This window comes from Streptomyces sp. NRRL F-5123 (assembly GCF_000721495.1).
Lineage (GTDB): Bacteria > Actinomycetota > Actinomycetes > Streptomycetales > Streptomycetaceae > Actinacidiphila.
The window spans coordinates 57,792-80,892 of the sequence record NZ_JOHY01000028.1 but is presented as its reverse complement, the minus strand read 5'-3'; the positions used below and the strand labels follow the sequence as shown (position 1 = coordinate 80,892).

General features: G+C 74.5%; 18 protein-coding genes. 6 read left to right on the top strand and 12 right to left on the bottom strand.

What is annotated here, in order from left to right; all coding sequences use genetic code 11:
• Positions 1–257 precede the first annotated feature (257 nt).
• From IH54_RS0122265 to IH54_RS0122230, 8 genes are all read right to left on the bottom strand, one after another.
• On the bottom strand, positions 258–872 hold the full coding sequence (locus tag IH54_RS0122265) for a hypothetical protein (protein WP_031519544.1): 615 nt from the start codon (positions 870–872) through the stop codon (positions 258–260).
• Between the two features lie 102 nt (positions 873–974).
• A complete protein-coding gene (gene ahcY, locus IH54_RS0122260) occupies positions 975–2,426 on the bottom strand; it encodes an adenosylhomocysteinase (RefSeq protein ID WP_031519542.1) in 1,452 nt (483 codons plus the stop codon).
• 231 nt (positions 2,427–2,657) lie between these two features.
• Positions 2,658–3,617 carry a cation diffusion facilitator family transporter gene (locus IH54_RS0122255; RefSeq protein WP_031519540.1) on the bottom strand — a complete coding sequence of 320 codons (960 nt, stop codon included), beginning with the start codon at positions 3,615–3,617 and terminating at the stop codon, positions 2,658–2,660.
• Positions 3,618–3,716: 99 nt separating this feature from the next.
• Positions 3,717–4,946, bottom strand: coding sequence for a mannose-6-phosphate isomerase, class I (gene manA / locus IH54_RS0122250; protein WP_031519537.1), 1,230 nt, complete (start codon positions 4,944–4,946; stop codon positions 3,717–3,719).
• A gap of 5 nt (positions 4,947–4,951) precedes the next feature.
• Entirely contained in the window at positions 4,952–6,091 is a 1,140-nt protein-coding gene (locus IH54_RS0122245; protein WP_031519535.1) for an SIS domain-containing protein, read from the bottom strand.
• 126 nt (positions 6,092–6,217) lie between these two features.
• Entirely contained in the window at positions 6,218–6,397 is a 180-nt protein-coding gene (locus IH54_RS0122240; RefSeq protein ID WP_031519533.1) for a Trm112 family protein, read from the bottom strand.
• Between the two features lie 194 nt (positions 6,398–6,591).
• Positions 6,592–7,950 carry a phosphomannomutase/phosphoglucomutase gene (locus tag IH54_RS0122235; RefSeq protein ID WP_031519530.1) on the bottom strand — a complete coding sequence of 453 codons (1,359 nt, stop codon included), beginning with the start codon at positions 7,948–7,950 and terminating at the stop codon, positions 6,592–6,594.
• 385 nt (positions 7,951–8,335) lie between these two features.
• On the bottom strand, positions 8,336–8,698 hold the full coding sequence (locus tag IH54_RS0122230; RefSeq protein ID WP_031519528.1) for a DUF3499 domain-containing protein: 363 nt from the start codon (positions 8,696–8,698) through the stop codon (positions 8,336–8,338).
• Positions 8,699–9,030: 332 nt separating this feature from the next.
• On the opposite strand from IH54_RS0122230, the gene IH54_RS0122225 reads away from it, so the two are divergent.
• Complete coding sequence (locus tag IH54_RS0122225) at positions 9,031–9,474, top strand: metallopeptidase family protein (RefSeq protein ID WP_031519525.1); 444 nt, start codon at positions 9,031–9,033, stop codon at positions 9,472–9,474.
• Positions 9,475–9,593: 119 nt separating this feature from the next.
• Here IH54_RS0122225 and IH54_RS0122220 read toward each other — a convergent pair whose 3' ends face one another.
• From IH54_RS0122220 to IH54_RS0122210, 3 genes are all read right to left on the bottom strand, one after another.
• Positions 9,594–11,084 (bottom strand): DUF5719 family protein, encoded by a 1,491-nt coding sequence (locus IH54_RS0122220; RefSeq protein WP_031519523.1) that lies wholly within the window; start codon positions 11,082–11,084, stop codon positions 9,594–9,596.
• Positions 11,081–14,923 (bottom strand): glycosyltransferase family 2 protein, encoded by a 3,843-nt coding sequence (locus IH54_RS0122215; RefSeq protein ID WP_031519521.1) that lies wholly within the window; start codon positions 14,921–14,923, stop codon positions 11,081–11,083. The genes IH54_RS0122220 and IH54_RS0122215 overlap by 4 nt, the downstream gene beginning before the upstream one ends.
• Before the next feature lie 277 nt (positions 14,924–15,200).
• On the bottom strand, positions 15,201–15,464 hold the full coding sequence (locus IH54_RS0122210) for a WhiB family transcriptional regulator (RefSeq protein WP_031519519.1): 264 nt from the start codon (positions 15,462–15,464) through the stop codon (positions 15,201–15,203).
• 840 nt (positions 15,465–16,304) lie between these two features.
• Here IH54_RS0122210 and IH54_RS0122205 point away from each other — a divergent pair.
• From IH54_RS0122205 to IH54_RS0122195, 3 genes are all read left to right on the top strand, one after another.
• Positions 16,305–16,811 (top strand): cysteine dioxygenase, encoded by a 507-nt coding sequence (locus IH54_RS0122205; RefSeq protein WP_043181874.1) that lies wholly within the window; start codon positions 16,305–16,307, stop codon positions 16,809–16,811.
• An 88-nt stretch (positions 16,812–16,899) separates the two neighbouring features.
• Positions 16,900–17,856 (top strand): 2-phospho-L-lactate transferase, encoded by a 957-nt coding sequence (gene cofD, locus IH54_RS0122200; protein WP_031519514.1) that lies wholly within the window; start codon positions 16,900–16,902, stop codon positions 17,854–17,856.
• On the top strand, positions 17,853–19,178 hold the full coding sequence (locus IH54_RS0122195) for a coenzyme F420-0:L-glutamate ligase (RefSeq protein ID WP_031519511.1): 1,326 nt from the start codon (positions 17,853–17,855) through the stop codon (positions 19,176–19,178). The genes cofD and IH54_RS0122195 overlap by 4 nt, the downstream gene beginning before the upstream one ends.
• A gap of 195 nt (positions 19,179–19,373) precedes the next feature.
• On the opposite strand, the gene IH54_RS0122190 is transcribed toward IH54_RS0122195, so the two are convergent.
• Positions 19,374–20,345 carry a DNA-3-methyladenine glycosylase family protein gene (locus IH54_RS0122190; protein WP_063762348.1) on the bottom strand — a complete coding sequence of 324 codons (972 nt, stop codon included), beginning with the start codon at positions 20,343–20,345 and terminating at the stop codon, positions 19,374–19,376.
• A gap of 52 nt (positions 20,346–20,397) precedes the next feature.
• Here IH54_RS0122190 and IH54_RS0122185 point away from each other — a divergent pair, with 52 nt between their 5' ends.
• Positions 20,398–21,141 (top strand): TIGR03089 family protein, encoded by a 744-nt coding sequence (locus tag IH54_RS0122185; protein WP_031519546.1) that lies wholly within the window; start codon positions 20,398–20,400, stop codon positions 21,139–21,141.
• Positions 21,142–21,673: 532 nt separating this feature from the next.
• Positions 21,674–23,050: an LCP family protein gene (locus IH54_RS0122180; RefSeq protein ID WP_031519507.1), complete on the top strand. Its 1,377-nt coding sequence runs from the start codon at positions 21,674–21,676 to the stop codon at positions 23,048–23,050.
• Positions 23,051–23,101 lie beyond the last annotated feature (51 nt).

The following is a 23,101-nucleotide window of genomic DNA, read 5'->3' as shown; positions in this document are numbered from 1 at the left end:
AACGGAAGCTTCCTTCGAGACCGTTTCACCGGCCCCTCCGGGCTTTCCCTTCGTTGTGTTCCGACTCTATCAGAAGACTTTCGGTCGGAATTACCACCCGGCTTCCGAGGACACGACTGTCCCGCTCGGGATTCCTCCCGACTCGGAACGTGGGTGTCTTCATCTGGCCTAATGGCAAGGTTCTACATTGTTCACGGCTGGACGGGCCAGCTCCTGACAACCGTTCTAATCTACCTCCCACCCCCACACGCGTCAAATCAGGGGAAGGTGGACGGCGGGGTGTCGAGGTCTTCCAGTTCGATGCCGGGGGCCGCGAGCACGACGTCGCCGGCGAGGTGGACCTCGTGCTGCTCGCCGGTGGCGAGGTCGGACACCAGGAAGTTGTCCACAGGCAGGAACCCGGTGTCGGCCGGATGTGCTGTCCTGGACACCAGGGACCAGGACTGGTCGACGTTCAGAGGTGCGAGCACGGGGGGCCGGAATGACACGAGACGGACGCGCTTGGCGGGGCCGCCCGGAGCGAGGCGGAGCAGTCTCGCGGTGGCGATCAGGAACGCGGGCGAGGCACCGGTGAACGCGTGCGCGGGAGCGTTGCCCTCCTGCGCGTGCTCGCCGGAGGGGTCGCTGCGGACCCAGGTGACGCCGTCGAGGGCGGCGGCGCGCACCTGCCACGACGCGGCGTGGAGTTCGAGGCGGACGGGTCGGCCGAGGTCGTCGACGGTCAGGTCGACGGAACCGGCGTGGCTGCCGTCCGGGCGCGTGGTCTGAGCGGTGTAGCGCCAGCCGGAGGGGCCGGTGGCGCAGTGGAAGTGCTCTTCTCCCAAGGAGGTGTGGTCATGGGTGTCGTGGAACGAGTAGCGGCCGCGGGGCATGGTGGGTTCTCTGGATCTGGCGAGGCCCCCGCCTCCAGGTGGAGGCGGGGGCCCGCGTGGTGCGGTCCGCCCGGGCGGGGCCGGGCGGCGGGGTGCCGTGGATCAGTAGCGGTAGTGGTCGGACTTGTAGGGGCCCTCGACCTTGACGCCGATGTAGGCGGCCTGCTCCGGGCGCAGGGTGGTGAGCCTGACGCCGAGGGCGTCGAGGTGGAGGCGGGCGACCTTCTCGTCGAGGTGCTTGGGGAGCACGTAGACGCCGATCGGGTATTCCTCCGGCTTGGTGAAGAGCTCGACCTGGGCCAGCGTCTGGTCGGTGAAGGAGTTCGACATCACGAAGGACGGGTGTCCGGTGGCGTTGCCGAGGTTGAGCAGGCGGCCCTCGGACAGGACGATGAGCTTCTTGCCGTCCGGGAAGGTCCAGGTGTGGACCTGCGGCTTGACCTCGTCCTTGACGATGCCGGGGATCTTCGCCAGGCCCGCCATGTCGATCTCGTTGTCGAAGTGGCCGATGTTGCCCACGATGGCCTGGTGCTTCATCCGGCCCATGTCGGAGGCCATGATGATGTCGCGGTTGCCGGTCGTGGTGATGAAGATGTCGGCGGTCTCGACCACGTCGTCGAGAGTGGCGACCTGGTAGCCGTCCATCGCGGCCTGGAGGGCGCAGATGGGGTCGATCTCGGTGATGATCACGCGGGCACCCTGGCCGCGCAGGGATTCGGCGCAGCCCTTGCCGACGTCGCCGTAGCCGCAGACGACGGCGACCTTTCCGCCGATCAGGACGTCGGTGGCGCGGTTGATGCCGTCGACGAGGGAGTGCCGGCAGCCGTACTTGTTGTCGAACTTCGACTTCGTGACGGCGTCGTTGACGTTGATCGCCGGGAAGAGCAGCGTGCCTTCCTGCTGCATCTCGTACAGGCGGTGGACGCCGGTGGTGGTCTCCTCGGTGACACCGCGGATCTCGGAGGCGAGCTGCGTCCACTTCTGCGGGCTGTCGGCGAGGGTGCGGCGCAGCAGCGCGAGGATGTAGCCGTACTCCTCGCTGTCCTGCTCGGTCGTCGCGGGGACGGCTCCGGCCTTCTCGAACTCGACGCCCTTGTGGACGAGCAGGGTGGCGTCGCCGCCGTCGTCCAGGATCATGTTGGGGCCGCCGGTGGCGGTGCCCGGCCAGGTCAGGGCCTGCTCGGTGCACCACCAGTATTCTTCGAGGGATTCGCCCTTCCAGGCGAAGACGGGGACGCCCTGCGGGTTGTCGGGGGTGCCCTCGGGGCCGACCGCGATGGCGGCGGCGGCGTGGTCCTGGGTGGAGAAGATGTTGCAGGACGCCCAGCGGACCTGCGCGCCGAGCGCGACGAGGGTCTCGATGAGGACGGCGGTCTGCACGGTCATGTGCAGGGAGCCGGTGATGCGGGCGCCGGCCAGCGGCTGCGCGGGGCCGTACTCGGCGCGCAGCGCCATGAGACCGGGCATCTCGTGCTCGGCGAGGGTGATCTCCTTGCGGCCGAAGACGGCGAGGGAGAGGTCCGCGACCTTGAAGTCGGTGGCGGTGGTGGTCATTCGGGCTGCTCCTCGGTGCGATCGAGGTGGACAGGGACACGGCGCGGCCGCAGGGCGGCTGCGTGTCGCCCAGGTGCGGGCGCACGTGTCCCCTTGCGGCAGCGCAATCCGTCGGAGGCCCTCTCTCCCTCGGCCGGTCACCGTGGGGCGACCGCCCGACCGCCATCAGCAGCGACGTCTGGCTCCCCACGAATCTACACCGGTGACCCGTGCGCCCGCAGGTGCGCGTGGTCAGCGGCCGCCCGGGGTCTGGTCGGGGTCGGGACCGGCCGCGGCGGCGGCTTCGCTGTAGATGTCGGGTTCGAGGTAGATGACGCGGGCGAAGGGTTCGGCGGCGCGGATGCGTTCCTCGGCGGCGTCGATCGCGCGGGCGACCTCGGCGGCGGTGTCGTCGTGCCGGACGGCGACCTTGGCGGCGACCAGCAGCTCCTCCGGGCCGAGGTGCAGGGTGCGCATGTGGATGACGGCGGTGACGGTGTCGCCGTCCACGGCGGCGGCGCGGATGCGGGCGAGGGATTCGGGATTGGCGCCCTCGCCGACGAGCAGGGACTTGGTCTCGGCCGCCAGGACGAGGGCGATGCAGATCAGCAGGGCGCCGATGCACAGGGTGCCGACGCCGTCCCACACGCCGCTGTCGGTGGCCAGGGACAGGCCGACGCCGAGCAGGGCGAGCACCAGGCCGATGAGGGCGCCGAAGTCCTCCAGCAGGACCACGGGCAGCTCGGGCGCCTTGGCGCGGCGGATGTACTCGACCCAGGACATCGAGCCGCGGGTGTGGTTGGACTCCTTGACGGCGGTGCGGAAGGAGGTGCCCTCGGCGACGAGGGCGAAGATCAGCACGCCGACCGGCCAGTACCAGCGGTCGATGGTGTGCGGGTGGCGGACCTTCTCATAGCCCTCGTAGAGGGCGAACATGCCGCCGACGGAGAAGAGGACGATCGAGACGAGGAAGGCGTAGACGTAGCGTTCCCGGCCGTAGCCGAATGGGTGCTCCTCGTTGGCGGCGCGTTTGGCCTTCTTGCCTCCGATGAGCAGCAGGGCCTGGTTGCCGGAGTCGGCGAGGGAGTGCACGCCCTCGGCGAGCATCGACGAGGAGCCGCTGAACGCGAAGGCCACGAACTTGGACGCGGCGATCGCGAGGTTGGCGCTCAGTGCCGCGACGATCGCCCTGGTTCCGCCTGAGGCGCTCATGTGTGCTGGGTGTCCCTTCCGTCGGCCCTGGGCGGCTGGCTCGCCGTGCCGGGCGTGTGCGGTCGGACATTCTTGCAGCCCGCCCCGCCGTCGGGTGCGTCAGGCGGCCACGGTGGCACGGAAGACCGTGCCCTCGCCGCCGAGTTCGGTGTGCTCGCCGGCGCGGATCCAGCACGATTCGCCGGGGCCGAGGAGCAGTTCCGTACCGGGGCCGGCGGCGCCGGACGGGGTGGCGTCCGGGGTGCGCAGGCGTACCTGGCCGGCGGTGCACAGCAGGATCTGCGGGGCGTCGCGGTCGAGGGTGCGCGGGCCGGAGCCGGGGGCCAGGACGTAGCGGGAGAGCCGGAATTCGTCGATGGGCGCGGCGTACAGCTCCTCCCCGTCGGGGCCGGCCTCGGGGCGCAGGACAGCGGGGTCGTCGGCTTCGAAGCGGACGATGCGCAGGAGTTCGGGTACGTCGATGTGCTTGGGGGTGAGGCCGCAGCGCAGCACGTTGTCGGAGTTGGCCATGATCTCGACGCCGAGGCCGTCGAGGTAGGCGTGCGGGACGCCCGCGCCGAGGTAGAGGGCCTCGCCGGGCTGGAGGCGGACGTGGTTGAGCAGCATGGCGGCGACGAGGCCGCGGTCGCCGGGGAAGTGGCGGGCGGCCCCGGCGTACGCAGCGTAGTCGGCGGCGTACGGGGTGCCGGGGGTGGCGGCGAGGCGGGCAGCCGCCTCGGCCGCGGCGTGCACGGTGCCGGCCATCTCGGCGGGGTCGGCGCCGAGGACGGCGGCGAGGACCTCGCGCAGCGCCCCGTCCTCGGGGTGGGCGCGCAGGATGTCGGCGTAGGGCACGAGGGCGTCGACGCCGAGCGCGTCGATGAGGGCGGCGGCCTCGGTGGGGCGGCGGAAGCCGCACAGGCCCTCGAAGGGCGACAGGGCCACGAGCATCTCGGGCTTGTGGTTGGCGTCCTTGTAGTTGCGGTGCGGGGCGTCGAGGGGGACGCCGCGGGCCTCCTCGTCGGCGAACCCGGCCCTGGCCTGCGCGAGGTCGGGGTGGACCTGCACGGACAGCGGCGCGCCGGCGGCGAGCACCTTGAGCAGGAAGGGCAGGCGCGGTCCGAAGCGCTTGACGGTGGCATCGCCGAGTTCGGCCGCGGGGTCGGCGTCGATGAGGGCGTCGAGGGCCTCGGGCCCGGCGCCGCAGTCGAGCCGGGAGGGGGCGCCGGGGTGGGCGCCCATCCACAGTTCGGCCTGCGGCTCGCCGGTCGGCTCGGTGCCGAGCAGCGCGGGGATGGCCGTGGTGGAGCCCCAGGCGTAGGGGCGGACGGTGTTGAGGAGGCGGTTCATGCCGATCATGGTCTCTCGGTCGAGGCGACGGCCAGGTAAACGGCGGCGAAATCGGTCAGGGCGAGGATGTCCGCGGCAATGTGCAGGTCGCTGCCGCCGGGGGCGGCGATCTCGCTGAGCGGCGTGTCGTGCGCGTAGGCCTGCTCGCGGGCGGCCGGGGCGGCGGAGCCGGGCTGGTCGGGCGCCTCCTGGAGCAGCACGATGCGCAGCCGCAGCCCGTCGGCGTCCTCGACGCGGTCGCGGAAGAAGTCGTCGGCGTCGGCGGTGAGGGCGTGGGTGCCGGCCTGCAGCGGGCCGTGCAGGGCGAGGGCGGCGGGCAGTTCGGCGCTGAGGGCCGGCCGCCCGGCGCGGATGCCGAGGACGGCGGCGAAGCGGCGGGCGCAGGCCGCGGCGACCCGGCCCTGGCTCCACAGCAGCGGGAGGGCGTCGGCGAGTTCGGCGGCCAGCGTCTTGGCGGGGTTGGTGTACGTGGCGACTGCCGGGCCGCAGCGGGCGGCGGTCGCGTCGAGGGTGTCGGCGAGGGCGTGGAGTTCCGCGGCGGGCGCGGTGACCAGGCCGAGCCGGTCGGTGAGGGCGAGCAGCGGGGTGAGCAGCGCCCAGAAGGCGCCGGTGTCGGCGCCCGGGTCGGTGGCGGGGCCCTGGGCGGTGTCCCCCGGGGTGGTGGCCGCGAAGGGCAGCGCGAGGCCGCGGACCTGCGCGACGGCCTCGGCGAGCGGCGCCTTGGCCGGGGTGACGGCCACCGCCGTGCAGCCGCGCCGGTAGGCCTGCTCGACCAGGTCGGTGAGGCCCTGCTCGGTGCCCTGCGGGGAGATCAGCACGAGCAGGTCGAGGGAGCCGGCCCAGCCGGGCAGCGTCCAGCGGGAGCGCTCGGGGCCGGGTCCGGTGGCGGCGAGCTGCTGCACCGGGCAGTTGGCGGACGCGAGCGCGGTGAGGAGGTCGGCGGCGGCGGCGGCGTCGGGCCCGTTGCCGGCGACCAGGACCGTACGGGGCCGCCCGTCGGGCCGCAGCTCGCCCAGCCCGGCCTCGTCGGCGAGCCGCAGCGCGGTGCGGACCCGTGCGCCGGCCGCGGCGACCCCGCGGAGCAGCCCGTGGGTGTCGGCGCGGGCGAGGCTCTCGGGGTCCTCCAGCAGCGACTCGTCGAACAAGGCGATCTCCGTGGGTCGGGTGCGGGCGGGGCCGCCGGCCGGGTGCGCCCCGGGGCGCGCGGCCGGCGGTGCGCCACGGCCGTCCGACTGCTGCGGCGGCGCCCGGGGAACGGCGAGCGGGGCGGGTCAGCCGGGGCGGCGGGCCTCGTCGACCAGCAGCACCGGGATGTCGTCCTTGACCGGGTAGGCCAGACCGCAGTCGTCGGAGGTGCACACGAGTTCCGCGGCGTCCTCGTCCTCGCGGAGCGGGGCGTGGCAGGCCGGGCAGACGAGGATGTCCAGAAGGCTGGCTTCCACGAGCGGCATGGGCGGTGTCCTCCGGGCGGTGTGCGGCCGGCGGTGACCGGCCGGGCCGTGTGCGGGCGCGGGTGCGCGGGTCGGGCGCGTCCCCGCCGCCGGGTAGCTGCCCCGGCCTGTGTCCGCCAGCCTATAGCCGCGCCCCTGGCGGGGACACAGGACGGGTCGCCGACCGCACGGCGTGGCGGGCGGCGGCGGTCGGGTCAGCCGCGGACGAGGGCGAGGACCTGGTCGCGGATGCGGGCGACGGCGGCGGGATCGGCCGCTTCGACGTTGAGGCGCAGCAGCGGCTCGGTGTTGGAGGCGCGGAGGTTGAACCACCAGTCGGCGGCGCTGACGGTGAGGCCGTCGAGGTCGTCGAAGGTGACGCCCTCCTGGCCGGTGAAGGCGGCGCGGACGGCGGCGGTGCGGCCCGCCTGGTCGGCGACGGTGCTGTTGATCTCGCCGGAGGCCGCGTAGCGGTCGTACGCGCCGACCAGGGCGGACAGCGGGCCGTCCTGTCCCCCGAGGGCCGCGAGCAGGTGGAGGGCGGCGAGCATGCCGGTGTCGGCGTTCCAGAAGTCGCGGAAGTAGTAGTGCGCGGAGTGCTCGCCGCCGAAGACGGCCCCGGTGGAGGCCATCTCCTGCTTGATGAAGGAGTGGCCCACGCGGGTGCGCACGGGGACGCCGCCCTGCTCGGTGACGACCTCGGGAACGGTCCGCGAGGTGATCAGGTTGTGGATGATCGTGGCGCCGGGGTGGCGGGCCAGCTCGCGTGCGGCGACCAGGGCGGTGACGGCGGACGGTGAGACGCCCTCGCCGCGCTCGTCGACGGCGAAGCAGCGGTCGGCGTCGCCGTCGAAGGCGAGGCCGATGTCGGCGCCGGTCGCGCGGACGCGATGCTGGAGGTCGACGAGGTTCTTCGGGTCGAGCGGGTTGGCCTCGTGGTTCGGGAAGGTGCCGTCGAGCTCGAAGTACATGGGCACGAGGTCGACGGGCAGCCCCGCGAGCACGGTCGGCACGGTGTGGCCGCCCATGCCGTTGCCCGCGTCGACGACGACCTTCAGCGGGCGCATGCCGGACAGGTCGACGAGCGAGCGCAGGCAGTCGGCGTAGTCGCCGAGCACGTCGCGGTCGGTGACGGTGCCGGGGGTGGCGGCGCCCGCCGGGACACCGGTCTCCAGCCACCGCTCGGCGAGCGCGCGGATGTCGGCGAGTCCGGTGTCCTGGCCCACGGGCGCGGCGCCGGCACGGCACATCTTGATGCCGTTGTACTGCGCCGGGTTGTGGCTCGCGGTGAACATGGCGCCGGGCAGGCCGAGCCGACCGCTGGCGAAGTACAGCTCGTCGGTGGAGCACAGCCCGATGCGGGTGACGTCGGCGCCGCGGGAGGCGGCGCCGCGTGCGAAGGCGTCGGACAGCGCGGGGGACGAGGGCCGCATGTCGTGGCCGACGACGACCGCGTCCGCGCCGGTGACGGTGGCGAAGGCGGCGCCGAAGATCTCCGCGAGCGGGGTGTCCCACTGGTCGGGTACGACTCCGCGTACGTCGTAGGCCTTGACCAGCTGCGACAAATCGGCCACTGCACACCTCTGCTGTACGGGTCACGGACGGTGCGGGTCACGCACGTCGGGCGGCGCACCCGGCGCGGGGCCCGGACGGGCCGCGACGCTGTGCCGCGGTGGCCCCACAACCTACCCCGGCGGACCTGCGGAGGGCGGGTCAGGGGGCGGCGTGCGGGTCTTTGCGGAGCAACGAGCACGGCCCGGTGCTGCACCTGGGAGGTACCCCCAGGTGCAGGGCGGAGGAGGGAGGCAACGCGTGGGGCTCCCGGGCGAAGCCCCTGGGAGAGTTGTCGACCGACGACGACGCCGGGGCGCCTCCCGCCGGAGGCAGGGGGAAGATGCCCCTACCGGGGCACGTGGCGCCGCGGAGACCCGCACGCCGCCCCGTGGAGGGTGCTGGGGGCTATTCCGGCGAGCGCAGGACCCGCAGGTGGCCGCGCCGTGCGACCTCCAGCGGGTCGATGTCGCGGGCGCCGGGCCGGGTGCGCTCCTGCGGGCGGGCGGCCTCGCGCACGGCGTTGGCGAGCGCCTCCAGGTCGTCGCCGCTGGGCCGCACCGGGCCGGTGTCGACGGCGAGCCGGACGACCTCCCAGCCGCGCGGCGCGGTCAGCCGCTCGGAGTGCTCGGAGCACAGGTCGTAGCAGTGCGGCTCGGCGTAGGTGGCGAGGGGGCCGAGGACGGCCGTGGAGTCCGCGTAGACGTACGTCAGCGTCGCGACGGCGGGGCGGCCGCAAGCGGTGCGCGAACAGCGACGTACAGGGCTCACGACGTTGGACGGTACCGCACTCTTGAGCGGGCCGCGACGACTCTCCGCAGGCTCACCCGGTCGTGTCGTGGCGGCGGCCCTCGCCGGGGCACGGGTGCCGCCGCGGCACTGGCCTGCGGCGATACGGCGGCGGCAGGTGGCGGGCGGGGAGACTGCGCGGGGGGCGTGACGGCGGCACGTGCCACCGCGGGGCTCCGGCTGGCGCGTTTCCGTCACATTCATGGCCTGATGCGGTCTGATCCCCGGCGCCCGATGACGATATGAGGGCCGTGGCCGCCCGCGGTGTCCGCGGGCCGCGACACCGGTGCGGACCGGGAGCTAGGCTCACGCTGATGGACAGTACGGTTCCGCCTCCCTCCGACCCGCGTCCGCGGCATCGCGACCGGCACGGCCGCGGCATGCGCGGGCCCATCGCACCGCCGCAGGTGCCGCTCGCGGTGTCGCGCGCCGACGCGTTCGACGACCTGGTCAGGGACGCCGCCGACCGGCTGGAGCGGCGCTGGCCGCAGCTGGCGGACGTGGAGTTCGCTGTGCAGGAGGTGCCCTGGCCGCAGGACGTCCAGGGCAGCGACGGCGAGGCGGTGCCGCTGGGGCGGCTGATCGGCGCGGACAAGGGGCGGCCGAACCGGATCGTGGTCTACCGGCGCCCGGTGGAGATCCGCGCCAAGAGCCGCGACGAGCAGGCGCTGCTGGTGCACGAGGTGGTCGTGGAGCAGGTCGCGGAGCTGCTCGGGCTGTCCCCGGAGAACGTCGACCCGAAGTACGGCGAGGACTGAGGCGCCGCCGCGCGCGACGCGGCAATGTGCCACGACTCGGCTGTGTGCCACGACGTGGCAGTACACCGGGCCGCGGCAGTGCACCGGTCCGCGCGCCCCCTTCCGGGGTGCGCAGCGGGCTACTTGCCGAGGATCTTCAGGTCCGGCGCGGCCTGCGGCACCTGGACCGTGGAGCGGTCGTCCGCCATCGGCTGGACGGTGAACATGGGCACGCCGTCCAGCGGCAGCGCCAGCTCGCGCGAGGCGTAGAGGGTGCCGCCGGAGAGCCGTTCGACGGTCACCGGGAACGAGCCCTTGCCGGGGACGGGGGCGAGGGGCTGCAGGACCGTGGTGGTGCCGGCCTTGACGACGACGGTGCGGGATACCGGCGTGCCGCCCGCGGTGCCCGGCGACGAGGTGACCTTGACCCGGGTCTCCTTGTCGGGGGCGGTCAGCGCGAGCGTGGAGGCCTTGTCGCGGTTGTCGGCGGCGGTGGCGCGGGTGTCGACGGGGGCGGTCGCGGGCAGGAAGGCCAGCTCCTGCTTGCCCGCCTTGCCGCGGGTGATGAGCAGGCCCGCGACCACCGGCACGGGGGCGTGAACCTTGCTGGAGGTGATCACCAGCGAGCCGGCGTCGCCCTTGGTGACGTCGCCGAGGTCGGCGACGGCGGTCATGCCCGCCTTGACGTGCAGCGTCTCGTGGTCGGCCGGGGAGATCATGCCCGTGCTGGTGGCCAGCTTGAGTGTGAGGTCGGCGTCGTCGGTACCGGTCGCGTAGGCGACGAGGCGGACCGAGACGGCGTCGGCGGGGATGCCGGGCATGACCAGCGTGGTGGCGGGCTCGGCGGCGGGCTGCAGCCAGTCGGCGCCCTTGCCGGCGGAGGTGGCCTGGATCGCGGCGCCGACCCGGCCGCTGCGGACGACGACGTGGACAGTGAGGTCCTGGACCTTCTGGGCGATCAGCGTGGACAGCAGCACCGGCTCGGCGCCCTTGCCGGGCACCGTGATGCCGTCGCCGGAGGACGCCTTGACCAGGCCGTCGGGACCGTACAGCTCGACGTCCACGACGGCGGGGGCGTCGTCGGGGTCGACGAGGTGGAGGAAGTCCTGGCGGTCGTCGGCGGTGCTGGCGCCGGCGAACCAGAACTCGCTGTCGGGCGTGACGCAGGAGGTGCCGAGCAGGGCGCGGCCGGGTCCCGCGTCGACGACGGTGGTCTGGCCGACGCTCCAGCCGGGGGCGAGGGGCCCGTCGGCGGTGCCGATCAGGGCGGGCGCGTCGGGCTTGTCGGTGGTGTAGGCGACCGCCCTGCCGGTCTGCTTCAGCGCCGGGGACAGCGGTGCGGGCTTCGTCGCGGTGGTGAGCAGCTGGGCGCTCCCCGGGGTGCCGGCGGTGGTGCCGGCGGGCTGGTCGGACAGCGACGCCGCCTGCGGGGTGAAGGACGCGTAGGTGGTGTCGGCGAACTCCGACGGGGAGGGCGACGGGCACACCGTCGTGGTGCGCTGCACCGGCAGCCGGGTCGAGGCGCCCGCGGGGGCGGCCGCCGGGTCGTCGCCGCCGTTCAGCGAGGCGGCGCCGACGAGGACGGCGAGGACGAGGACGGCGCCGCCCAGGGAGAGGGTGCTGCGGTTCACTGCTGGTCGCTCCCGTCGCGGCGGTGATCGCCTTCTGCGTAGTACGTCCCGTCGTCGTGGTAGCCCGCCGGGTCGGCGCCGTAGCCGGGCTGCTGCCCGCCGTAGGGCGCCTGCTCGCCGTAGCCGCCGTCCGGCTGCTGCCCGTAGGCGTCGTAGCCGGGCTGCTGGGCGCCCTGCTGGGGGTAGCCGTACGGGTCGGCGCCGTAGCCGCCCTGCTGCTCGTAGCCGGCGCCCTGTCCCGCGGGGTAGGGCTGCTGCTCCCACTGCTGCCCGCCGGGGTAGCCGGGGTAGTACGGGTCGGCCTCGGTCGCGGCGCCGGGGGCGGGGACGGCGTACGGGTCGTACCCGGCCTCGGAGGGCTCGTAGCCGCCCTCGGCCCCCTCGTAGCCCTGGGCCGGCTCGTACGGGCCCTGGGCGGGGTCGTACGGCTCCTGCGTCCCGTCGTCGCCCGCGTTCGGGTCGGCGCCCTCCTGGGCGGCCGCGAGCGCGGCGGCCTCCGCCTCGGCGGCGGCCTGCAGGCGGCGGGCGCGGCGGCCGCCCTCGCCGCCCTGTGCGGGGATCTCCGCGGCGGCAGCCGCCGCCTCGGCCTCCGGCAGGTCGTCGTCGACCTCGCGGCGCCTTCCGGGAAGCGCGAGCACGAGCACGACGAGCAGCAGGAAGGCCTGGACGCCCAGCCAGCCGATGTGGGTGACCGGCTCCTTGAACGTGACGTCGAGGCGGCCGCCGGACGCGGGCAGTTCGAAGCCCTGCGCCCATCCGTCGACGGTGGTCGGCGTGAGGGAAGCGCCGTCCAGGGTGGCCCGCCAGCCGGACGACGCGGAGTCGGCCAGCCGCAGCACGCGTCCTTCCGGGCCCGCGGGCACCTTGGTGTGCGCCTCGACCAGGCCGGAGGGGACGGAGACCGGGGCGGCGCCCTTGGCGGTGATGGTCACGCGGGACACGGCGGTGTCGACGCGCCACAGTTCGCTGCCGTCGGCCTGGCTGACACGGGAGAGGCCCGGCGTGCCGTCGAGGACGCGGCCCACCTCGCGCGGGGTCTCCTTCTGCGCCAGGACGTACCGCACGGCGTACTTGGCGAGCCTGCTGCCCTGGTCGGCGCCGGAGCCGGCGACGAGGTTGGCGACGAGCGAGTCGAGGTCACGGTCGCGCGGGGCCTGGGCGGCGATCTCGGCGTCGCCGATGTGCACGCCGGAGCCGCGCACCAGCGCGTACGAGATGTGGCCGGGCGTTCCGGTGAGCACGAGGGTGCGGGCGTGGTCGCTGGTGGTGGACTCCTCGGCGACGAACGCGGGCACCTGCTGCGGGTCGCGGCGGGCCAGCGGTCCGTCGGCGCCGTGCGCGACCCACGTGCCGGCGGCCAGCAGCGGCGCGGCCACCGCGGCCAGCACGACGAGGCCCGCGACAGGCTGCCGCCAGCCGAAGCCGCTCGCGGCGATGCGCTCGTTGGCGCCCTCCGCGCCGACCACCGCGGCGGACAGCAGCGCGAGGCCGTAGACCAGCGTGGCGGGACCTGCCCAGCTGTGGCCGTTCTCGACGACGGCGAAGAGCAGACCGGTCACGGCGGCGGCCCACGCGGCGTGCACCGCGGTGCGGCGGCTGTCGCGCAGCAGCGCGGCGAGGGCGGCCAGCACGATGCCGACCAGCAGCAGGCCACCGGTCGCCTTGGGCCCGCCGGGGCCGAGCAGCGCCAGGTCGAGGCCGGAGACGCTCTTGGTGCCGTAGGGCAGCCCGGCCTCGTCGAGCATCCGCCCGGGGTGCGCGAGCAGCGTCAGCGACCAGGGCGCGAGCAGCACCATCGGGGTGACCAGCAGCGCGGCCGAGCGCAGGACGTGCGGGACGAGCAGCGCGCCGCGGCCCGTCGCCAGCCGCCACGCGAGGACGGCGGCGGCGAGAACCAGCGCGATGGGCCACGTGATCGGGGTGAAGGCCGTGGTGAAGGTGAGCATCAGGGCGAGCGCCCAGGTGGCCCGCCAGCTCGGCCGGGCCCCGCGGTCCAGGGCGGCGGCGCCGAGCTGCAGCCCGGCCGAGGCCACGGCGGCGCGCGCCATCAGCGGTAGCAGGATGGCCAGCACCGCGGTGCCGAGCCGGCCGGTGGCGAGCGCGCCGGTGGCGGCGGGCAGGAACGCGTACGCGACCGAGGCCCAGGCCCGGACCAGCCGGGATTCGGCCAGCGGGCGGGAGGCGAAGTAGGCGGCCACTCCGGCGAGCGGCACGGAGGCGACCAGCAGCAGCGTCAGCGTCAGGCTCGTGGAGCCGAACAGCACGGTCGAGAAGAGCCCGAGGACGGCGAGGTACGGCGGCGCGGACTCGGTGCCGCCGGTGCCGAGGGCGTGCCACGAACCGGCGTAGCTGCGCCACAGGTCGGATGCGCCGGAACCGGCGGGCAGCAGGGCGCCGCCGTAGAGGGTGCCGCCGCCGAGCAGAGAGCGGCAGGCGGCGAGGGAGACGACGAGCAGCACCACGAAGAGCATCGGCCCGGGTTTGCGGGCGATGCGCTTGAGGCGCGCGAACTGCTCGACCTCCAGGAAGTCGCCGTCCTCGTCGCCCGGCCCCGACTCGATGCCGCCGCCGTGCCGGCCGGCGGCCGCGGCGGAGGCGTCGGCCCGGCCGGCGATGTTGCTGACGACCTGGTCGACGGTGGCGCGCACGGTCGCGCCGGGCGGCGGGAAGAGCGGGCGCAGCTCGGCGGGTTCGACGGTGCCGCCGCCGCGCCTGCTGCGGGCGCCGAGCAGCCGTCCGGGGCGCAGCAGGACGCCGAGCAGGCCGACGATCTCGTCGACGGCCTGGCCGGGCACCTTGCCGACGAGGTAGGCGAGGGTGCGCAGCAGGGTGCCGACGACGATGCGCAGCGCCACGTAGGGCAGCAGCGGGCCGCGGGTGTTGGCCAGCAGGGTGTAGACGGCACCGGCCTTGTCGACACGGTGCGGGTTGACGGCCGAGCGCCCGGCGCAGTCGACCGGGCGGCGCTCGCGGGAGGCGGCCTCGGCGTGCCACAGCACGGCGTCGGGTGCGATGTAGACGCTGTGCCCGGCGGACTGGGCGCGCCAGCAGAAGTCGACGTCGTCGCGCATCAGGGGCAGCCGGCGGTCGAAGCCGCCCAGCGCCTCCCACACGTCGCGGCGCACCAGCATGCCCGCGGAGGACACCGAGAGCACCTGGCGGACCTGGTCGTGCTGGCCCTGGTCCTGCTCGCGGCGCTCCAGGGCCGTCCAGCGGCGGCCGCTGCGGGCGATGCTGACACCGACTTCGAGCAGTTGCCTGCGGTCGTACCAGCTGCGCAGCTTGGGGCCGACGACGGCGGCCGACGGGGTGCTGTCGGCGATCCGCAGCAGGGCGGACAGCGCGCCGGGGTCGGGCTCGCAGTCGTCGTGCAGCAGCCACAGCCACTGCACGGGCTCGCCGTGCCGCGGCTGCTCGGCCGCGCCGCCGTCGCCGAACGGGTCGTCGGCGTGGCCGGTGTAGGGGTCGTCGTTCCACTGCCGGCCGACGGGGTCCCAGCCGCTGCCGCGCGGGGCGAGGTAGGGCAGGTCGTCGGCGGTGAGCGGGACGGCGGTGCGGACGCACTCGTCGACGGCCGCGCCGAAGGAGGTGCGCCGGGCGAGGTGCAGGACGCGCTGGTCGCCGAGGGATTCGGCGAGCAGCCGGGCGGAGTCGTCGGCGCTGCCGGTGTCGGCAGCGACGACGTCCTGGACGGGACGGTCCTGGGCGAGCAGACCTGCGAGGGCCTTGGGCAGCCAGCGAGCCCCGTCGTGTGCGACCAGCACGGCGGTGACGACATGGCGCGGGAACTCAGGGGTGCCGGCCGGATGGACGGCCGGTGCTGGGCTGTTCACGGACATCGAGGTTTCGGCCCCGGTTCGCTGGACTGCGGTGGACGCCGGTGCCCGCGATGGCGGGGGTGGCGTCTCGGACGGCCCCCCACACTAACGGCTCACGCGGGCGCCACCGCCTGACGGGAGCCCGGTGTGAGAACAACGGCAGCCCGCCCGGCACGCGTGAGCGGGTGCCGGACGGGCTGCTGAGGGGGTGGTCCCGGCCGCCGGCCGGGGACGGCCCGCGGGCGTCCGGCCGCTGGTCAGGGGGCCGGGACGGGTGCGCGGGCGGGTGCGGGAGCCGTCAGACGACGCCCTTCTTCAGACGGCGGCGCTCGCGCTCGGACAAGCCGCCCCAGATGCCGAAGCGCTCGTCGTTGGCGAGGGCGTATTCAAGGCAGTCGGAACGGACTTCACACGCGAGGCAGACCTTCTTCGCCTCACGTGTGGAACCGCCCTTTTCGGGGAAGAACGACTCCGGGTCGGTCTGCGCACACAGGGCGCGCTCCTGCCAGCCGAGTTCCTCGTCGGCCTCCTCGGCCAGCAGCAACTGGAACTGCTCGGTCATGCGCGCCCCTCGTCTGTCGTGCTTCCCCGTGGTGTGGGCCGTCCGCGCGTGCGGCTGAACGACACGAGTGAAATTACAAGTGCGGCGATCCGGGCGAGTCAAGCCGAGATCTGCTATTGAGCCCGTTATTCACTCCGCTGAACCAAGGCGTGACGGTAAGTGCTGTAATCAGATCAAAAGCCCGGAACCGTCAACCGTCGTCCGGTCGCCCAACCACCACACCCCGTCAGACGCTGCGGCTGGGCGCCGCGTTCCGCCCGTACGGATGAAGGGGTGCGGATCACATTTCGATCACAGGAACACCCGCCCGAGGAGACCGTTCGACCGCGTGCGCGACGGCGTCACGACGGGCGGGCGAATTCCCCCGGGGCCGGTCCGTCCGACAATCGGAATGCCATGGGCGTACGGGGCCACGGTTGTCGCTCCACCTATCCGCGCACCCCCACGCACAAACCTTTCGGCAACACAGGGTGCCTGATCAGGTGAAAGAAGAGCGACAAACCGGACATTCATTTGACAGCGGGTCCCCCCGACAGGTCTCCTTGACGCATGCTTGCCGAGCCCCACGTGACGACCCGGACCCGCCGCCGCGCGTCCTGCCGTGTCGCGCTCGCGCAGAACTGCTGTTGTCCCTGCCGCTGTCGCTGAGCCCCCGCCCGGGGCCGCGCCGCCCGCACCCGCGGCTCAGGCGCCCCGCCCACGCCACTCGCGCACACCTCCAGGGACACCCGTCACATGTATGCCGCGCACCCCGCTCCTCTCCCGTCCGAGCGCCCTGCCCGCACCGCGCTCCCCGCACCCTCCGGTGCCGTTGACGCCGACGGTGCGTACGGCCCCGCGGTGTCCGACGTCGCCATCGCGGGCGACCCGCTCGCCCTGCCGCACCTGCTGCCGCCCGTGCCGGAGCACCCCGCCACGGTGGCCGAGTTCGCCGGGCTCGCCCGCGCCGTCGCCGCCGACCGCGCGCAGTGGGAGCCGCTGGTCCGCTACGACGCCACCACCCGCTGGTACGCCCGGCTGCGCACAGGCCCCGGCTACGAGGTGTGGCTGCTCAGCTGGCTCCCCGGCCAGGGCAGCGGCCGGCACGACCACGGCCCGTCCTCCGGCGTACTGACCGTGCTCGCCGGCAGCCTGCGCGAACGCGCGCGCGGCACGGCCGGCGAGACGGTCCGGGTGCTCGGCGCGGGCGCGCAGCGCGCCTTCGCGCCCGGCTACGTGCACGAGGTCGTCAACGACAGCCTGGAGCCCGCGGTCAGCCTGCACGTCTACTTCCCCGGCCTGACCGAGATGACCCCGCAGCGCTGCAACTCCCCGGCGGCGGCCGCCGTACCGCAGCCCGCCCGCTGAGCCGCGCACCCGGACAGGACGTCACCCGCGACGGTGAGCGCACCGGTGCCCGTCCGGCCGCCGGGCGCGGGCTGCAAGACTGGGGCCCATGCGAATCGTGGTTCTGGCCGGAGGAATCGGCGGGGCGCGCTTTCTGCGCGGTCTGCTGGCAGCGGCGCCGGAGGCGGAGATCACCGTCGTCGGCAACACCGGAGACGACATCCATCTGTTCGGCCTGAAGGTCTGTCCCGACCTCGACACCGTGATGTACACCCTCGGCGGCGGCATCCACGAGGAGCAGGGCTGGGGCCGGGCCGACGAGACCTTCACCGTCAAGGAGGAGCTGGCCGCCTACGGGGTCGGCCCGGAGTGGTTCGGTCTGGGCGACCGGGATTTCGCCACGCACATCGTGCGCACCCAGATGCTCTCCGCCGGCTACCCGCTCAGCGCCGTGACCGAGGCGCTGTGCGCCCGCTGGAAGCCGGGCGTGCGGCTCATCCCCATGTCCGACGACCGGGTCGAGACCCACGTCCTGGTCGAGACCGACGGCGAGCGCCGGGCCGTCCACTTCCAGGAGTACTGGGTACGGATGCGCGCCGCCGTCCCTGCGCACGCCGTCGTGCCGGTCGGCGCGGACGCCGCCAAGCCCGCGCCCGGCGTACTGGAGGCCATCGCCGACTCCGACGTCATCGTCTTCCCGCCGTCCAACCCGGTGGTGAGCATCGGCACGATCCTGGCCGTGCCCGGCATCCGGGAGGCCGTCGCGGAGGCCGGGGTGCCCGTCGTGGGCCTGTCCCCGATCGTCGGGGACGCGCCCGTGCGGGGCATGGCCGACAAGGTGCTGGCCGCGGTCGGCGTGGAGTCCACCGCCGCCGCGGTGGCCGCGCACTACGGTTCGGGCCTGCTCGACGGCTGGCTCGTCGACACCGTCGACGCCGGGGCCGTCGCCGAGGTCGAGGCGGCCGGCATCCGCTGCCGCGCCGTACCGCTCATGATGAGCAGCCTGGAAGCGACCACGCAGATGGCCCGCGAGGCCCTCGCGCTCGCCGCGGAGGTGCGGGCATGAGCGCCCCGCGGATCGAGGTCTTCGCCCTGGACGGCATCGGCGAGGTCAGGGCGGGCGCGGACATCGCCAAGCTCGTCGCCGCCACCGGCGTGCAGCTCGTGGACGGCGACATCGTGCTCGTCACGTCCAAGATCGTCAGCAAGGCGGAGGGGCGGCTGATCGCCGCGGAGGACCGCGAGGCGGCCATCGACGCGGAGATGGTGCGGCTCGTCGCCCGCCGCGGCAGCACGCGCATCGTGGAGAGCCGGCACGGCTTCGTCATGGCCGCGGCCGGGGTCGACGCGTCCAACACCGCGCCGGGCACCGTGCTGCTGCTGCCGGAGGACCCCGACGCCTCCGCCCGCCGCATCCGCGCCGGACTGCGCGCGGAGCTGGGCGTGAACGTCGGCGTCGTCGTGACCGACACCTTCGGCCGGCCCTGGCGGCAGGGCCTCACCGACGTCGCGATCGGCGCGGCGGGCGTCGCCGTCCTCGACGACCTGCGGGGCGCGCAGGACACGTACGGCAACCCACTCGCCGTGACCGTCACCGCGACCGCCGACGAACTCGCCGCCGCCGGCGACCTCGTGAAGGGCAAGGCGAGCGGCCGCCCGGTCGCCGTCGTCCGCGGGCTGGGCAGCGCGGTCCTCGCCGCCGCGCCGGACGACGCGGAGCCCGGCACGGACCCCGGGGCCCGCCCGCTGGTACGGGACGCCGCCAGCGACATGTTCCGGCTCGGCACCTCCGAGGCCGTACGCGAGGCGGTGTCGCTGCGGCGCACCGTGCGGGACTTCACCGACGAGCCCGTCGACCCCGCCGCCGTCCGCCGCGCCGTCGCCCTCGCCGTCACCGCGCCCGCCCCGCACCACACCACGCCCTGGCGCTTCGTCCTGCTGGAGACCCCGCAGGTGCGGACGCGGCTGCTCGACGCGATGCGCGCCGCCTGGGAGGCGGACCTGCGGCGCGACGGCTTCTCCGAGTCGAGCATCACCAGGCGGCTGCGCCGCGGCGACGTCCTGCGCCGGGCGCCCTACCTGGCCGTCCCCTGCCTCGTCGCCGACGGCGCCCACCCTTACCCCGACGCCCGGCGGGCCACCGCAGAACGCGAGATGTTCGTGGTCGCCACGGGCGCGGGCGTGCAGAACTTCCTGGTCGCCCTCGCGGGCGAACAGCTCGGGTCCGCTTGGGTGTCGTCCACGATGTTCTGCCGCGACGCGGTCCGCGAGGTGCTCGGGCTCCCGCCCGAGTGGGACCCGATGGGCGCGGTCGCGATCGGCCGCCCGGCGTCACTTCCTGCGCCGCGCCCGGCGCGGGGGGCGGAGGCGTTCATCGCCGTGCGGTGAGCTCGCCGCACGGCTCGGGGGGTGAGCTTGCGCGGCCGCGAGGTGGGCGTTGGGGGCCGCGTCCGCGGCGCAGGGCGCCCCGCCAGGGGCGCGTGGGGGTACCTCCCACGCGCCCCTGAAAACGCTCGCCCAGCGGCGCAGCCGCACCTTTGTGCCACTCGCCCGGCGTGGCAGAAGGAGCGGGGCCGGCAGGCATCAGGAGTGGCGGGTCGGCGGGTTCGGGGACAGGCGCGGGGCGTGGCGGGGCGGGGACGGGGAGGCCAGGAGGATGAGGCGGGCGGCACGGTGCCGCTGGCCCGCGTACGGCTCGAGAAGCGAGAGCATCGTCGCGTCGTCCGACCGCCGCGCTCCGGTGAGGGCGTACCCGATGTGATGCGGCAGGTGCAGGTCGCCGACGGTCACCGCGTCCGCCGCGCCGTGGCTGCGCTGCAAGGTCTCCGCCGCCGTCCAGGGCCCGATGCCGGGCACCGTCTGCAGGCGGGTGCCCGCCTCCTGCGCGGGCAGCGCGGCGAGCGCGTCGAGGCGGGCGCCGAGGCGTACGGCGCGCATGACGGTGGAGGCCCGCTTGTCGTCGACCCCGGCGCAGTGCCAGTCCCAGGACGGCACCCGCGCCCAGCCGCGCGCGTCCGGCATGACCCGCATGCGGTCGCCCGCGGGCCCCGGAGCGGGTTCGCCGTGCCGGTGGAGCAGCAGGCGCCAGGCGCGGTAGGCCTCGTCCGTCGTGACCTTCTGCTCCAGGACGGAGGGGATGAGCGACTCCAGGACGAGCCCGGTCCTGGTCAGCCGCAGACCAGGGTTCCGGCGGTGGGCGGCGTGCACGACGCGGTGCCGCGGGGTGAACGCCGAGGGGTCGTCGAGTCCGCCGAGCAGCGCGGGCAGCGCGTCCAGCAGCCAGGCCGCGCCGGGCCCCCACGCCTCCGCCTCCAGCAGGGCGGCGCTGCCGCGCAGCCGCAGGGTGCCGGGGCCCGCGGGCGTACGGCTGGCCCGCCACACCGTGCCGTCGCGGTCGATACGGAACGCCGGGTCGGCCGGGCCGCGGCGCAGCGGCATGAGCGTGCGGCGGACGTCGAGCGGGCCCTCCGGCGCCCATGTGCGGCGCAGCCCCGTTTCCTGCCGGGACGCGGGCACGGCGCCGCCGGGACGCGGGCGGGGGAAGGGCGAGGGCACCCGCCGAGGGTAACCGGCCGGGGCGCGGCGTACGGCCGGTAGCCTGGCCGGCGTGACGTCACCCACTCCGGACACCCCCGCCGGCCTGCTCACCGCCGCACTCCGTACGGACCCCGCGCGGCCCTTCCTCACCTTCTACGACGACGCGACCGGCGAGCGCGTCGAGCTGTCGGTCGCGACGTTCGCGAACTGGGTGGCCAAGACCGCGAACCTGATCCAGGACGATCTGGGCGCGCAGCCCGGCGACCGGCTCGCGCTGCTGCTGCCCGCGCACTGGCAGACGGCGGCGTGGGTGCTCGCGGGCTTCTCCACCGGGGTCGTCGTCGCGCCGGGCGCGGACCCCGCGGGCGCGGACCTGGTCGTCACCGGACCCGACACGCTCGACCAGGCGCGGGCCTGCGGCGGCGAGCGGGTGGCCCTCGCGCTGCGCCCGCTCGGAGGCCGCTTCCCGCAGCCGCCGGCCGGCTTCCTCGACTACGCGGCGGAGGTGCCGGGGCAGGGGGACCGCTTCGTGCCGTACGCGCCGGTGGGCGCGGATGCGGAGGCCCTCGAACTGCCCGGCGAGGGCACGCTCACCGCCGGTGAGGTGGTGGAGCGCTCCCTCGCGTACGGGCTCGCGCCCGGGGCCCGGGTCCTCTCCCGCCTGCCCTTCACCTCCTGGGAGGGCCTCGCCGCGGGCCTCCTCGCGCCCCTCGCCGCGGGCGGCTCCGCCGTCCTCTGCCGCCACGCCGCCGCGCTCACCCCGGACGCCCTCGCCGCCCGCGAGGCGAGCGAACGTACGACCCTCACGCTCTGACGAGGGCGCCCCTGACGATGGGCGGTCGGCTTCCCGCCGCGGGGCTGCCCGCACCCACCGCCCGTACGACAAGGACGTCGGCTGACGGCCACCTGTGGGGTGTCTCGCCGTCGGGGGGCGAACCGCAGCCTCTCCAACATCACCCCACCGGCAGGCAGCCGACGACGAGACGTCGGGAGGGGGCCACTCCGGGGGTGCCCCCGCAGGGATGCGCTTCCCAGCCCCTTGGCCATTTCGGGTGACGGTGAACGCGCATTCCGAGGAGGTACTCCCGGAGTGGCACCCGACCCACCCACCGGGCAAGGACCCGATCCCCCGCCGGGTACACCAGGGGCGCGAGGCTGCATCCGGTGTGCGGCCGGCGCCGCGGGGACGCGAGCAGCCCCCGCCGACGGCAGGGTCGCGCAGCACACCGCACCGCCCGCCCCCGAGCAGTTGTGAGTGCAACCAATTCCCGGATTCGACCGTCTGAACGAGTAGCGCGCGTGGATGCGGGCCCGGCATGCCGGTTGTGCGAGGGATGGGCGGGGACGTGACATCGTCAGCAGAGCCTCCGGAGGGAGACGCGGAGGACGCGGCGGAGGCGAAAGCGGAAGCCCGACCCACTGAGGCAGCCCCCGCGGACACCCCCGAAGCCCCGGCCGAAGCCCCGCCCGCGAAGCCGGAGAGCCCGGCGCACGCCGAAGCACCGGCGCACGCCGAGGTCCTGGCGAGCGCGGGCGGTCCCGAGGAGATACCCGCGGGCGCCGAACGCGCCGCGAAGCCCCGGGGGCGTTACCGCTGGCTCAAGGTCGTCGGCGCGGTCACCGCCTTCTTCGTCCTGCTCGGCGCCGCAGGCCTGTGGTATCTGTACCAGCAGCTCAACGGCAACATCACCACCGACCACGTCACCGAGAACGAGCTCCAGGCGCACGCGTCGGAGCGCCCCTCCCAGGGGCCGACGTCCGCCGAGAACATCCTGCTCATCGGTTCGGACAACCGCGGTGACGGCAACGGCAAGTACGGCGAGGACAGCGGCACGCAGCGCTCCGACACGGTCATCCTGCTGCACATCGCGGCGGACCGGCACAGCGCCACCGCGATGAGCATCCCGCGCGACCTGATGGCGCAGGTCCCGGCGTGCACGAAGCCGAAGGGCGGGGAGACCGAGCCGAAGTTCGAGCAGTTCAACTGGGCCTACCAGTTCGGCGGCGCCGCCTGCACCATCCGCACGGTCGAGGACATGACGGGCATCCGCATCGACCACCACCTGATCGTGGACTTCTCGGGCTTCAAGAAGATCGTGAACGCCATCCACGGCGTCGACGTGTGCCTGCCCGAGCCGGTGCACGACAAGCAGGCGCATCTGGACCTGCCCGCCGGGCGGCAGACCCTCAACGGCGAGCAGGCGCTCGGCTACGTACGCGCCCGGCACGGCCTGGGCGACGGCAGCGACACCGAGCGCATGGACCGCCAGCAGGGCTTCCTGGGCTCGCTGTTCTCGAAGGTGACGAGCAACGGCGTGCTGCTGAACCCCACGAAGGTCTACCCCGTGCTGAACGCGGCGACCTCCTCGCTGACCGCGGACCCGGGGCTGGACTCGCTCCCCGAGCTGTACGACCTGGCGCGCGAGGTGCAGGGGATACCGGCCGACAAGCTGAAATTCCTGACGCTGCCGAGGGAGCAGTACGTCCTCGACCGCAACCGCGACCAGCTCCAGCAGCCCGCCGCCAACGAGCTGTTCGCGACGCTGCGCGACGACCTCCCGGTGACGGTGACCGCGGACGGCCACGCGGAAAGCGGCTCCGCGAAGGACTCCCCGACCACGCCCGGCTCGCCCTCTGCCACTCCCACCGGCACCGCCACCACCGCGCCCACCTACCGCGGTACGACCGCGGCCGCCGACATCTGCGGCAAAACCACGAAGTGAGGCGATGAACTAAGGTGAGCGCTCAGCCGGCCGTGGAGGGAGGACCCGACG